This window comes from Actinomadura sp. RB99 (assembly GCF_014706005.1).
In the GTDB taxonomy this organism is placed as follows: Bacteria; Actinomycetota; Actinomycetes; order Streptosporangiales; family Streptosporangiaceae; genus Spirillospora.
Window position 1 is genome coordinate 52,793 of the sequence record NZ_JABMCA010000036.1, and the last position, 13,183, is coordinate 65,975.

At 73.2% G+C, this 13,183-nt stretch carries 12 protein-coding genes; 8 read left to right on the top strand and 4 right to left on the bottom strand.

The genetic code is table 11. The annotated features are described in order from the left end of the window. Positions 1-38: 38 nt before the first annotated feature. Positions 39-896 carry a tetratricopeptide repeat protein gene (locus amrb99_RS28305; RefSeq protein ID WP_190861655.1) on the top strand — a complete coding sequence of 286 codons (858 nt, stop codon included), beginning with the start codon at positions 39-41 and terminating at the stop codon, positions 894-896. On the opposite strand, the gene amrb99_RS28310 is transcribed toward amrb99_RS28305, so the two are convergent. Beyond that, a complete protein-coding gene (locus tag amrb99_RS28310) occupies positions 871-1,347 on the bottom strand; it encodes a pyridoxamine 5'-phosphate oxidase family protein (RefSeq protein ID WP_190861656.1) in 477 nt (158 codons plus the stop codon). The genes amrb99_RS28305 and amrb99_RS28310 overlap by 26 nt on opposite strands. Before the next feature lie 85 nt (positions 1,348-1,432). On the opposite strand from amrb99_RS28310, the gene amrb99_RS28315 reads away from it, so the two are divergent. Then, on the top strand, positions 1,433-2,386 hold the full coding sequence (locus amrb99_RS28315; protein ID WP_190861657.1) for a ribonuclease Z: 954 nt from the start codon (positions 1,433-1,435) through the stop codon (positions 2,384-2,386). A 31-nt stretch (positions 2,387-2,417) separates the two neighbouring features. Then, positions 2,418-3,776, top strand: coding sequence for an NAD(P)/FAD-dependent oxidoreductase (locus amrb99_RS28320; RefSeq protein ID WP_190861658.1), 1,359 nt, complete (start codon positions 2,418-2,420; stop codon positions 3,774-3,776). 12 nt (positions 3,777-3,788) lie between these two features. On the opposite strand, the gene amrb99_RS28325 is transcribed toward amrb99_RS28320, so the two are convergent. Then, complete coding sequence (locus tag amrb99_RS28325) at positions 3,789-4,691, bottom strand: class I SAM-dependent methyltransferase (RefSeq protein ID WP_190861659.1); 903 nt, start codon at positions 4,689-4,691, stop codon at positions 3,789-3,791. 206 nt (positions 4,692-4,897) lie between these two features. Between amrb99_RS28325 and amrb99_RS28330 the strand changes: the two genes are divergently transcribed. Next, complete coding sequence (locus amrb99_RS28330) at positions 4,898-6,883, top strand: thioredoxin domain-containing protein (RefSeq protein ID WP_190861660.1); 1,986 nt, start codon at positions 4,898-4,900, stop codon at positions 6,881-6,883. Between the two features lie 193 nt (positions 6,884-7,076). Beyond that, the gene (locus tag amrb99_RS28335) at positions 7,077-8,258 is read left to right on the top strand and encodes an NlpC/P60 family protein (protein ID WP_190861661.1); all 1,182 of its coding nucleotides are present in this window, start codon (positions 7,077-7,079) and stop codon (positions 8,256-8,258) included. Between the two features lie 374 nt (positions 8,259-8,632). Here the strand turns inward: amrb99_RS28335 and amrb99_RS28340 are convergent, their stop codons facing one another. Then, complete coding sequence (locus amrb99_RS28340; RefSeq protein WP_190861662.1) at positions 8,633-9,274, bottom strand: TetR family transcriptional regulator; 642 nt, start codon at positions 9,272-9,274, stop codon at positions 8,633-8,635. Next, a complete protein-coding gene (locus tag amrb99_RS28345; RefSeq protein ID WP_190861663.1) occupies positions 9,255-10,787 on the bottom strand; it encodes an MFS transporter in 1,533 nt (510 codons plus the stop codon). Before amrb99_RS28345 ends, amrb99_RS28340 begins: the two co-directional genes overlap by 20 nt. A gap of 115 nt (positions 10,788-10,902) precedes the next feature. On the opposite strand from amrb99_RS28345, the gene amrb99_RS28350 reads away from it, so the two are divergent. The 3 genes from amrb99_RS28350 to amrb99_RS28360 all read left to right on the top strand — a co-directional run bounded on the left by amrb99_RS28350 (position 10,903) and on the right by amrb99_RS28360 (position 13,167). Next, entirely contained in the window at positions 10,903-11,424 is a 522-nt protein-coding gene (locus amrb99_RS28350) for a hypothetical protein (RefSeq protein ID WP_190861664.1), read from the top strand. 128 nt (positions 11,425-11,552) lie between these two features. Next, entirely contained in the window at positions 11,553-12,164 is a 612-nt protein-coding gene (locus tag amrb99_RS28355) for a hypothetical protein (RefSeq protein ID WP_347256898.1), read from the top strand. A gap of 94 nt (positions 12,165-12,258) precedes the next feature. Then, a complete protein-coding gene (locus tag amrb99_RS28360) occupies positions 12,259-13,167 on the top strand; it encodes an isoprenyl transferase (protein WP_190861665.1) in 909 nt (302 codons plus the stop codon). The last annotated feature ends 16 nt before the right edge of the window (positions 13,168-13,183 follow it).

A 13,183-nucleotide genomic window follows, 5' to 3' on the forward strand; every position in this document is an offset into this window, starting at 1 on the left:
CCGGTTGGCCCCCGCCGCGCCGGGGGAAGGACCCCGACGTGCGCGCGAAATTCGAGGACTCCTACCGGGCGCTCCCTCCGGACGCCGCCCGGCTGCTCCGGCTGCTGGGCCTCCAGCCCGGCGACGACTTCGGCGTCGCCGCGGCCGCCGCGCTGGCCGGGGTCCCGGAGGCGGAGGCCCGCGACCTGCTCCGGACGCTCGCCGACCGCGGCCTCGTCGCCGACGCGGGCGGCGACCGCCACCGGCTGCCCGGGCCCGTCCGCGACTACGCGCGGGAATGGGCCGTACGCGAGGACACCGAGGAGGAGCGCGACACGGCGCTCCGCCGCGTCCTGGACCACTACCTCGCCGGTACGGCGTCAGGGGAGGCGGAGCTGGAGGCGGAGGGCCTGGCGCTGCTGCACCGGGAGCGCTGGGCGGAGGCCGCCGAGGCGCTGGAGGAGGGCCTGCGGCTGGCCGAGCGCGACGGCGACCGCCGCACGGTCCTGCTGGCCCGGCACAACCTCGGCCGCGCGCTGTTGGAGACGGGCGACCTCGACCGCGCCATCCGGCTGCTCGGCTCCCTGCCGGACGAGTTCGCCGCGCTCTCCGACGACCACGACCGGGCCCGCGCCCTCACCACCCTCGGCGAGGCGTACCTGCGCGCGGGACGGCCCGTCGCGGCGACCAACTTCTTCGGCCAGGCGCTGGAGATCGTGCGCGCGGAGGAGGCCCCGGAGCGGGAGGGCGACGCGTTCGTGCACCTCGCGGACGCGGCCCGGCAGCGCGGCGACGCCGCGGCCGAGGGCGCCGCCCTCGACCGCGCGATCGCCCTCTACGGCTCGGTCCCGACCCCGAAGGCGGAGGACGCGGCGCGCCGCCGGGAGGGGCTCACGCCTTCCGATGGTCCCAGCTGACGATGGTGTCGGGGTCCATGACGACGAGGACGCGCTTGGACATGGCCTGCTCGATGCCGGCGGCCATGGCGGGGTCGATGGGCTCGCCGATCTCGGGGACGGGCAGGCCCGCCATCCGGGAGCCGACGACGTAGCCGACCTTGTGCAGCTCGTCGCGGTCCTCGATGACCAGGCCGCGGCCGTACAGCGCGACGCCGCGCAGCTCGTTGTACTCGACGCCGTCCTCGACGAGGCACGTCATCGTCGGGTTGCGGCGCAGGTTCACGACCTTCTGCGACGAGTGGTACGTGGTAAACGCGATCTTGCCGTCGAGCAGGGCGTAGAACATCGTGACGAGGTGCGGCTCGCCGTCCTTGCCGACCGTGGCGACCTGGACCTTGAAGTTGCCGGCGAGGTAGGCGGCGACCTCGTCGGGGGTCATCTTGATCTTGTCGCGCTTGCTTCCGGCCACGCGGCTCTCCCTTGCTCGCATCGGTCCAGGACGCGGTCAGGATAACCAAGCGCTTGCAACGCCCCTCGCGCGGCACCATGGGGGGATGTCCGTTCGCGATCTGATCGTCCTCGGCTCCGCCAGCGCGGTGCCGACCAAGGCCCGCAACCACAACGGCTACCTGCTGCGCTGGGACGGGCAGGGGCTGCTGTTCGACCCGGGCGAGGGGACGCAGCGGCAGATGGCGCACGCCGGGGTCGCCGCGAACGACGTGACGTGGATCTGCGTGACGCACTTCCACGGCGACCACTGCCTCGGCGTGCCCGGCATCGTCCAGCGGATCGCGCGCGACGGCGTCGAGCACCCGGTGAACGCGGTGTTCCCGGCGAGCGGCGCGGAGTACTGGCAGCGGCTGCGGTACGCGTCGGCGTTCCACGACACCGAGGTGGTCCGCGAGTGGCCGGTGTCGGGGGAGCGGACCGCGCTCGACCTGGAGGACGCGCCGTTCTCGCTGGTCGCGCGGCGGCTGTCGCACCCGGTGGAGGCGTACGGGTACCGGGTCGAGGAGCCGGACGGTGTCACGATGCTGCCCGAGCGGCTCGCCGCGAAGGGCGTGCGGGGGCCGCTCGTCCGCGAGCTCCAGGAGCGCGGCCGGGTGACCGCGCCGGACGGCACGACGGTCGCGCTGGAGGAGTGCAGCACGCGGCGTCCCGGGCAGAAGGTCGCGTTCGTCATGGACACCCGCCGCTGCGACGGCGTGCGGGACCTCGCGGCCGGCGTCGACATGCTGGTGATCGAGTCGACCTTCCTGGACGAGGACTCCCCGCTCGCGGCCAGGTTCGGGCACCTCACCGCGGGGCAGGCGGGCCGGGTCGCGGCGGACGCCGGCGTCCGGCACCTGGTCCTCACGCACTTCTCCGAGCGCTACCGCGCCGAGGACGAGCACCGCTTCGAGGACGAGGCCGCCGCCGGGTTCGGCGGCGCGATCTCGCTCGTCCACGACCTGGACCGGATTCCCCTGCCGCCCCGCCGGGCCGCAAAACCTCGCCCGCCACAGTGAGACCCCGCCCAACATGGGCAGGACCCGGTGCATGGCTGAAGAAGTCGATGTCGTCGTCATCGGTCTCGGGCCCGGCGGGGAGGACGCGGCGGGCCGGCTGGCCGAGGCGGGCCTGTCCGTCGCGGCCGTGGAGTCCCGGCTGGTCGGCGGGGAGTGCCCGTACTACGCGTGCGTCCCGACGAAGATGATGGTGCGCGCCGCGGGGCTGATCGCGGACGGCACCCGCATCCCGGGGATGGCGGGCGACTCGATCATCCGGCCGGACTGGGCGCCGGTGGCCGCCCGGATCTGCGACGAGGCGACCGGCTCGTGGACCGACACGGCCGCCGCGGACCGGCTCACCGGCAAGGGCGCGCGGCTGGTGCGCGGGGAGGGCCGCATCACCGGGCCCCGCGAGGTGACGGTCGGCGACCGGGTGTTCCGGGCCCGCCGCGGCATCCTGCTCAACACCGGCACGGCGCCGTCGGCGCCGCCGGTCGACGGCCTCGCCGACGTCCCGTTCTGGACGAACCGGGAGGCCGTGCAGGCCACCGAGGTGCCGGAGTCGCTGCTGGTGCTGGGCGGCGGGGTCGTCGGGGTGGAGATGGCGCAGGTCTTCTCGCGCTTCGACAGCCGCGTGACGGTCGTCGAGGCCGCCGACCGCCTGCTGCTGAACGAGGAACCGGAGTCGAGCGAGCTGCTCCGGCAGGTGTTCGAGCGCGAGGGCGTCGGCGTGCGGACGGGCGCGAAGGTCACCGGCGCCTCGTACGCGAACGGCGAGTTCCGCCTGCACCTCGGGGACGAGACCCTGACCGCCGACCGGCTGCTCGTCGCGACGGGCCGCCGCCCGAACCTGAAGGGCCTCGGCCTGGACGCCGTGGGCCTCGACGAGGGCGCCCGGCAGATCGACGTGGACGGGCACATGCGCGCCGCCGACGGCGTCTGGGCGATCGGCGACATCACCGGCAAGGGCGCGTTCACGCACGTGTCCATGTACCAGGCGTCCGTCGCGGTCCGCGACATCCTCGGCGAGGAGGGGCCGCAGGCCGCCTACCGGGCCGTCCCCCGGGTGACGTTCACCGATCCCGAGATCGCGGCGGTCGGGCTCACCGAGGCGCAGGCCCGCGACCAGAACCTGCCGGTCCGCACCGGGCTCGCGCCGATCCCGGAGTCCACGCGCGGCTGGATCCAGAAGGTCGGCAACGACGGGTTCGTCAAGCTCGTCGAGAGCACCGAGTGGGGCGTGCTGGTCGGCGCGACCGCGGCCGGGCCGGCCGGCGGGGAGGTCCTCGGCGCGCTGGCCGTCGCCGTGCACACCGAGGCCCCCACCGCGGCCCTCCGCGAGATGATCTACGCCTATCCGACGTTCCACCGCACCATCGAGACCGCCCTCGCGGCCCTCGACGGCTAGCGCGGCCCGCCGCTAGCGCGGGCGCCCGTTGCGGCGGCGCATCGCCCGGGGCAGCGCGGTGGCGGCCCGGCCGACCTTGAAGCTGAGCGAGTTGCGGACGGAGTCCAACTCGTGCTGCGCGCGCGCCCGCTGCTCCTCCGCGCGGGCGAGGCGTTCCTTGAGCTCGCGCGTCCGGTCCTTCTTCGGGGTCTTCGGGGCCTGCTTCGTCTTGACGCGCAGGAGCGGCCGCCCGGCCACCTGCTGCACCTCGTGCCAGAGGTCATCCTGATCACCGAGCCAGGCCAGCAGGTCGTCCTGGACGTCCTTCACCTCGCCCCACGTCCCGTAGAACTTCTGCGGGGTGACGCAGACCGGGCGCAGGCCCTCGGAGGCCACCGCCTCCCAGACGGCGGCGGAGACGCCCGGGGTGTGCTCGGAGCGGTAGTCGTCGCAGACGATCACGCCCTCCACGGGCAGCATCACGTGCGCGGCCTGGATGTCGCCCCGCACGTGCTCGTACAGGTGGGACGCGTCCACGTGGACGAACCGGCAGCTCTCGGGCCGGACGTGATCGAGGATCACCGAGGTCGGCGCCTGGACGATCCGCGGCAGGCCGTCGTGGAACGCGCGGTAGTTCGCCTCGAAGGCCGTGCGGGTCAGGCTGGCGTACGACCCGTCCATCTCGGCCTGGTTCGAGTCGTCGGGGGCCTCGGAGTCGAACAGGTCGCAGACGGTGAAGGTCTCGCCGTCGCGCAGGTGACGGCCCATGAGGATGGCGCTCTTGCCGAGATAGGAGCCGAGTTCGACGAGGTCGCCGTGCTGGCCGAGGCGTTCCTGGCGGTCCAGGAACCAGGTGAACAGCCGCTGGTCGACCTTGGGGAACCAGCCGTCGACGTCGTCGAGGGAGGCGGGGACGGGGGGCCGGGTTTCGGTCATGGGTGAAGCTCCAACTTCAGCGGGTGCAGGAGCGGTGGGGGGAGGGGGAGCTCGATGTAGTTTGCGCTTGCGCCGGTCACGGTCCGTCCGCGGACGGGCCAGGTCATCGGCGACGTCATCATAGGGGCGGCGAGCTCGGGGGCAACCCACCGAAACGGGACGGCCCCGGGCCGTGAACCGGCCGCCGGATCGGGCAGGATCGGGGCATGAACCGGCTCAAGGACGCCACCAGCCCGTACCTGCTGCAGCACGCCGGGAACCCGGTCGACTGGTGGGAGTGGAGCGCCGAGGCGTTCGCCGAGGCGCGCCGGCGAGATGTCCCGGTGCTCCTTTCTGTTGGATATGCCGCCTGCCACTGGTGCCACGTGATGGCCCACCAGTCCTTCGAGGACGGTGAGACCGCGCGGCTCATGAACGAGATGTTCGTGAACATCAAGGTGGACCGGGAGGAACGCCCCGACATCGACGCGGTCTACATGGAGGCCACGCAGGCGATGACCGGCCAGGGCGGTTGGCCGATGACCGTGTTCATGACGCCGGACGGGCATCCCTTCTACTGCGGAACGTACTTCCCGAGGCAGCAGTTCCAGGCGCTGCTGGAGGCCGTCCACAAGGCGTGGACGGAGCAGCGCGACGAGGTCGTCGGGCAGGGGCAGCAGGTCGTCGCGGCCCTGACCTCGCGCGGGACGGGGCTCGCGAGCGGCGAGGTGCCCGGCGCTGAGCGGCTCGCGCACGCCGTGAAGGTGCTGGCGCAGTCCTACGACGCGGCGCGGGGCGGGTTCGGCGGCGCGCCGAAGTTCCCGCCGTCGATGGCCCTGGAGTTCCTGCTGCGCCACCACGCCCGCACCGGCGACGCGGAGGCCCTCGCGATGGCCGGGCACACGCTGGAGGCGATGGCCCGCGGCGGCATGTACGACCAGCTCGGCGGCGGGTTCGCGCGGTACTCGGTGGACGCGCAGTGGGTCGTCCCGCACTTCGAGAAGATGCTCTACGACAACGCGCTGCTGGCCCGCGTGTACGCGCACTGGTGGCGGCTGACCGGTTCGCCGTTCGCGCGGCGTGTCGCCCTGGAGACCTGCGACTGGATGCTGCGCGACCTGTGGACGCCCGAAGGCGGGCTGGCGTCGGCGCTGGACGCCGACAGCGAGGGCGTCGAGGGCAAGTACTACGTCTGGACGCCGGAGCAGCTGAGGGAGGTCCTCGGCGAGGACGACGGCGCCTACGCCGAGCGCCTGTTCGAGGTGACGGGCACGTTCGAGCACGGCACCTCCGTGCTCCAGCTCCTCCGCGACCCCGACGACGCCGAGCGCTACGAGCGCGTCCGGACGCTCCTGCTGGAGGCCCGCGCGCACCGGGTGCCGCCGGCGCGGGACGACAAGGTCGTCGCCGCCTGGAACGGCCTCGCCGTCGCGGCGCTCGCCGAGTGCGGGGCGCTGTTCGACCGGCCCGACCTCGTCAGCGCGGCCGAGGACGTGGCGCGGCTTCTCATCGGCGTGCACGAGAGCGGCGGGCGGCTCGTCCGGACGTCGCGCGGCGGCGCCGCCGGCGAGAACGCGGGCGTCCTGGAGGACTACGCGGACGTGGCGGAGGGCCTGCTCGCGCTGCACGGCGTGACCGGCGACCCCGCGCACATGCGGCTGGCGGGGGAGCTGCTGAACACCGTCCTCGAACGGTTCGGGGACGGGGCGGGCGGCTTCTACGACACCGCCGACGACGCCGAGCGGCTGTTCCGGCGCCCGCAGGACCCGACCGACAACGCCACCCCGTCCGGCCAGTTCGCGGCGGCGGGCGCGCTGCTGTCGTTCGCCGCGCTGACCGGGTCGGACTGGCATCGGCAGGCGGCGGAGGCGGCGCTCGGCCCGGTCGCGCCGCTGGCGGAGAAGCACGCGCGGTTCGCCGGCTGGGGGCTGGCGGTCGCGGAGGCGCACGCGGCCGGGCCGGTGGAGATCGCGATCATCGGCGGCCGGGACGACGAGCGGACCCGGGCGCTGCACCGCACCGCGCTGATGTCGCCCGCGCCGGGCGCGGTGGTGAGCGTCGGCGAGCCCGGGGCCGAGGGCGTCCCGCTGCTGGAGGGCCGCGAGCCGGTGGACGGCGCGCCCGCCGCGTACGTCTGCCGGATGTTCACCTGCCGGCTGCCCGTGACGACCCCGGCCGAGCTGACCCGCGAACTACGTGGGCAATTGGATTAGCCGTCCATTTTGTGGCAACGTGACCTTGCTCTCGTTCCCGCATGGTGTTACCAATGGGTAGCGCGGACGGGGCTGACCCGATGGGGCACGACGGGCACGGGTGTCCGCTGGTGCGCCGGGTATCTGGACGGTTGCCGCTCCTCTGGGTCATAGTCGTGGGAGCCGGGAAGGCCGACCTAAAAGGAGCGTGGCAGTGCGGAAGCCGAACCGCCGGATCCTACCGACGATCATCGGCGTTTCGGTCCTGACCACGCTCGCCGCCAACACCGCGGTGCTCATCGCCCGCGGCCACGACGGCGACCCCCCGCCCTCCCCGCAGGAGAAGCGGGCCCGCTACGTCGCCGCGTCCGGCAGCACCAGCCTCTCGCCCAGCGCCGTGGCGCCGCTCGGCAAGCGCCTCACCCCGCACGTCCTCGTCGCGGCGCCGTCCGCGCTGCCCGCCGCGACCATCGCGAAGATCCGCGGCGCCAAGGGCGTGAAGGGCGTCGAGGTCGTCGACGCCGTGCAGGGCATGGTCGCGGGCAAGCGCGTCGGCCTGATGGGCGTCGACCCGTCGACGTTCCGCAACTACACGCCGAAGCCGACCGCGCAGTCCGACGCGCTCTGGCGCAACGTCGCGTCCGGCGACGTCGCGATCTCCTTCACGATGGGCAGCGACGGCGGCGTCAAGCTCGGCAGCCAGGTGCCCGTCGGCGGCAAGCAGCACCAGTCGAACCTGCGCGTCGGCGCCTACGCGACGATGGGCATCAGCGACGTCGACGCGGTCGTCTCGCACGCCACCGCGCAGGCCCTCGGCATGCCCACCGGCAACGCGATGCTGGTCAGCGTGCCGAAGACGAAGCCGGCCGCCTTCATCAAGAAGCTGAAGAAGGTGCTGCCGAAGCACGCCAAGGCCGTCGCGGTCAACCCGCAGATCGATTTCCCGAAGGCCGGCTCGGACCACGCGCCGACCTCGCACGGCCAGGTGATGACCGCCGGCCAGGTGCAGACCGTGATCAAGGCGGCCTACTCGCGGATCGGCTGGCCGTACGTGTGGGGCGGCGAGTCGGAGGCCGAGGGCGGCTACGACTGCTCCGGGCTGATGCAGTACGCGTTCGCGCGGGCCGGCATCCGCCTCCCGCGCGTCGCCGCCGACCAGGCCCGCGTCGGCTGGGTCATCCCCTACAGCAAGGCCGTCCCCGGCGACATGCTGATCTGGGCCAACGACCCCACCGCGCCCGGCTACATCTCCCACATCGCCCTGTACATCGGCAACGGCAAGATGGTCGTCGCGCCCCGCACCGGCCTCGACGTGATGATCCAGAACGTCTACACCCGCAACCTCAAGGGCGCCGTCCGGGTGAGCCCCAAACTGGCCGCCCAACTATCCGGCTGACCCGCCCCGCCCCAGCAACTCGAACCCCGGCCACGGCAGGTTGAAGCTCAGCTATCGGCGGGCTAAGCCCCCGGCTCCGGCAGGGCTGGACCTCAGCCACGGCAGGCTGAGCCCCGGCCCCGGCAGGTCGAACCTCGGCTCCGGCAGGTTGAAGCTCAGCTACCGGCGGGCTGAGCCCCAGGCCCCGGCAGCTCGAACCCCGGCCACGGCAGGTTGAAGCTCAGCCACCTCACGGGCAGGCACGCGGAGCGAGCGCCAGCGAGCGCAGCGGGCATGCCCGGCGACGGACGGGCTGTCTCGCCGCGGAGCGCCAGCGGAGCGGCGAGACAGCCCGTCCGTCGTGACGGGGGTTCCAGGGGGTCGCCCCCCTGGGCTCACAACGGGCAGCCGCGGCTGAGGAACTCCAGGTTGTGGTCGATGACGTCGGGGATGTCCTCGATCGTGGTGCCGCCGTCCAGCCACTGGTACATGGCGGCCTGCATGACGCCGATCACGGCCCAGGTGAACGCCTGGACGTCGCCGTCCGTGGTGGGGCGGCCCACCCGCGCGGAGATCACCTCGCTCAGCATGGCCGCGGTGCCCTCGCGCATCGACTCGAAGGTGCGGCTGCGCAGCGCGGGCACCTGGGCGGTGAGCTGGAGCCTGGTGCGGACGACCTCCAGGTCCTCGTCGATCATCTGCGGGAGGATCTCGCGGAGCGTCGCGCGGAGCGCCTCGATCGTGGACAGCTCGGGCGGCTGGTCGCGGAAGATCTCCGCCATGATCGGGTCGTACTCGTCGGTGACCACGACGTCTTCCTTGGTGGGGAAGTAGCGGAAGAACGTGCTCGGGGAGATCTCCGCGGCGGCGGCGATCTGCTCGACGGTGGTCTGGTCGTAGCCCTGCTCGGTGAAGAGCCGGAGGGCGTGGTCCTGGATCGCCCTCCGGGTCCTCAGCTTCTTGCGCTCCCTCAGCGGCAGCCTGGCGAGCCGGTCCTCCAGGCGGTCGAGGGCGTGCTCAGGGTGCGACGTGCTCATGCGTCGATTCTGGTTCATCGGCGGTGGCGTCCGCACCCCGGCGGCCCGGCTGGAAGGCCAGGAGGAGGACGGCGACGGCCAGCGCCCCGGCGGCGCAGGCGGCGAGCACCGCGTCCATCCCGTGGACGTAGGCGTCGCGGGCGGAGGCCAGCAGGGCGCCGTCGTGGAGCCTGCCGGCGACCGCGACGGCGCCGCCGACCGAGTCGTGCGCGGCGTCCGCGGCCGCGCGGGGCAGTCCGTCGGTCGCGACGCGGTCCCGGTAGACGGCGGACAGCAGGCTGCCGAGGCCCGCGACGCCGAGGGTGCCGCCGGTCTGGCGGAGCGTCTGGACGAGCCCGGACCCGCGTCCGGCCTGGTCGGCGGGGAGCGCCGCCATCAGCGCGTCCATCGCGGGGATGAGGGACAGGCCGCAGCCGAGGCCGATCAGCAGGAGCCACGGGACGATGGAGCCGTAGGAGTCGCCGGCGTCGGTGAACGCGCCCCAGCCGAGGCCCGCCGCGAGGACGGCCAGCCCGGTCACGATGATCGGCTTGTGGCCGGTGCGGGGGACGATCCGGTCGGTGGTGAGGCCGCCGGCGAGGAGGCCGAGCAGCATGGGGATGAGCCGCAGCCCGGTGCCGAAGGCGTCGTTGCCGAGGACGGCCTGCAGGTACTGCGGGAAGACGAAGAGCAGCCCGCCCATCAGCAGGTTGGCGGCGATGGCGGCGACCATCGCCCAGCTGAACCGGCGGTCGTGGAACAGCCGGACGTCCATCATCGGCTGCGCCGCGCGCCGCTCCCACAGCACGAACGCGGCGAGCAGGACGGCGGACAGGGCGAGCACGCCGAGCACGACGGGGTCGCCCCAGCCGCGCACGGGGGCCTCGATGACCCCGTACACCAGGGCGACGAGGCCGCCCATCGACAGCAGCGAGCCGGGGCCGTCCGCCTTGGGGGCGGCCGGGTCCCGGGTCTCGGGCATGGTGAAGGCCAGCGCGATGCCGCCGACCGCCACGATCGGGACGTTGACCAGGAAGATCGAGCTCCACGAGAAGTGCTCCAGCAGCCAGCCGCCGAGCAGCGGGCCTATCGGCAGCCCGAGGGCGGACGCGGACGACCAGACCGCGATGGCGCGGGTCCGCTCGTGCGGCGGGAAGACGGCGGGGAGCATGGACATCGACAGCGGCATCATGATCGCCGCGCCCAGGCCCATGAAGGCGCGGGCGGCGATGACGCCGCCGGTGCCGCCCGCCAGCGCCCCGGCGAGCGAGGCGGCGCCGAAGACCGCCATGCCGGCCAGCAGCGTCCGCCTGCGGCCGAGGCGGTCGCCGAGAAGCCCGGCCGGGAGGAGCAGCGCGGCGAAGACCAGTAGGTAGGAGTCGACGATCCACTGGAGTTCGCTGGTGCTCGCGTGCAGCTTCTCGGAGATCGTGGTCAGCGCCACGTTGAGGATCGTCATGTCGAAGCCGAGCGCCAGCATGCTCAGTGCCAGCGCGCCGAGCCCCCACCAGCGCCTCTCGTTCCCCACCCTCATGACACTCGCCTCCATGTAAGAGTTCATCGCTTTTGAGAGTAACTCTCAAAAGATGGCGAATGTCAATCGTGATGGAGGCTGGTGCCGCTGCTCCGCAGGCTGTAATTTTGATTACATGACTACAAGCGAAGCGGCGGACCGGCTGCGCGGCTGGTTCGCCGGGCGCCTGCCCGACGGCTGGTTCGAGGGCGCGCCCGAGGTCGTCGTCGACCGCGAGGAGGTCAGCGTGGTCGGCCGGCTCCCGGAGCCGGACGCCGCGAAGGACGTCTCGGAGACCGAGCGGTCCGCGCTGCTCGCCGGGCACGTCCAGCGCTTCCGCGCCGACACCCGCGACCAGCGCATCGCCATCGCGCGCGAGGCCGAGCACGCCTTCGGCCACAAGGTCTCCTGGGGCGCCGAATGCGGCGGCCACCGGGAGATGTTCACCACCCTGTCCGTGCCGGTCATGACCCGGCTCCGCCAGCCCGAGCGCCGCGTCCTGGACACCCTCGTCGAGGCCGGGGTCGCGCGCAGCCGCAGCGACGCGCTCGCCTGGTGCGTCCGGCTCGTCGGCAAGAACACCGACGAGTGGCTCGGCGAGCTGCGCAGCGCCCTGGAGCACGTCGAGCGCGCCCGCGCCGCCGGCCCGAAGCCCTGACCCCCGGCTCCGCGGATCATTACGCGATCACGACGTCCGCTGGGTGTGATCATGGTGCCGACCTGGCCTAATGTGCGTTGAAGCGCGGATGGGCCGCGCCGGGACGCCGCCGGGGAGGGGGACGGAGCGTGAGGGCGCTGCGCTGCCTGGACGGCTCGGTGCTGGACGTCGTGCCGGTCGCCTCGCTGGACCGCGGCGGCACCCCGTTCGAGGTCACCCTGGAGCTGCGCCGCGACGGCGACCGCTTCGGCGCGGTGGGGGAGCGCTGCGGCTACTTCCTGGCCGACCTCGCCCGCCGGGTCGACGCCGCCCGCGCCGACGGCTCCCCGCAGGCGGCCCGCTGGCCCGACCCCGACGACCGCTTCCCCGACCCGCCCGCGGCCGGCGCCGCCCGGGAGCCCGAGCTGTTCGCCTTCCGCTACCGCGACCGCGGCGACGTGATCAGCACCGGCGAGCTGCGCTGCGCGGTGCGGACCTCCTCGATGTGGGTGGGGCGCCAGCAGACCGCCGCCGGGCGCTGGCGGGTGGCGCGCCGGGCGGTGATCGAGGCGTGGGGCGCGGGCGGGCGCGGCATCCGCGCCGTGCTCACCTCCGCCGAGCTCGCGCGGTTCCTGAACGCGCTGCTGGCCGAGGTCGATCACGCCGGAATGGCCGGGACATCCGGGGTGTCCGGTGCCTCCGCGCCGCCCTGGCCGGCCGGGGCGGCTCGGCGCGGCAGAGCCCCCCGACCTGCGCGCTAGCCTGACATCACCGGAACGGCGGGAAAAGTATCGCCGTCGGGCCATAATTGAGCGTCCGTTCCCATCAGGGAGGATCGCTCGAAGGGATGCCCACATGGGGGTTCGGCGTACGGGGATGTCAGGGCGCGACAAGGCCGCCAAGGGCGGCGCCGAGGCCGGCGCGGCCCGGGACGGCCGTGCGCGCCGCTTTCCGTCCGCCGGTGCCCGGCTGACCGCCGCGATCCGCCACAGCGGGCCGTACGCGGCCGTCCGGGACGCCGTCTACCGCATGTACGAGCACCGCGTCGAGGCGTCGCTGCCCACCGACATCACCCCCCGGCACGTCGGCGTCATCCTCGACGGGAACCGGCGTTGGGCCAGGTCGATGGGGTTGGCCGACGTCAACCACGGGCACCAGCGCGGCGCCGACAAGATCTCCGAGCTGCTGCAGTGGAGCACCGAGGCCGGGGTGGAGCACGTCACGCTCTGGCTGCTGTCCACCGACAACCTGAACCGTCCCGCGAACGAGCTCGACCCGCTGCTGGAGATCATCGAGAACACCGTCCGCAAGCTCGCCGACGAGGGGTGGCACGTCAAGCCCGTCGGCGCCCTCGACCTCCTGCCCGATAAGACCGCCCGCGTCCTGAAAGACGCGGGTGAGGCGACATCCGGCGCTCCCGGCCTGATTGTGAACGTCGCCGTTGGGTATGGAGGTAGGCGTGAGATCGCTGATGCGGTGCGCTCTCTGCTCATCGAGCAGGCGAGCCGTGGCACCAGCATCGAGGAACTCGCCGAGGGCCTCGAGGTGGAGCACATCGCCGAGCATCTCTACACGCGCGGCCAGCCGGATCCGGATCTGGTCATCCGCACCTCGGGGGAGCAGCGCCTGTCCGGCTTCATGCTCTGGCAGAGCGCCCACTCGGAGTTCTACTTCTGCGAGGTCCACTGGCCGGACTTCCGCAAGGTCGACTTCCTGCGGGCGATGCGTTCCTACGCCGCGCGACACCGGCGCTACGGTACCTGACGGTCTTCCTGTCGCC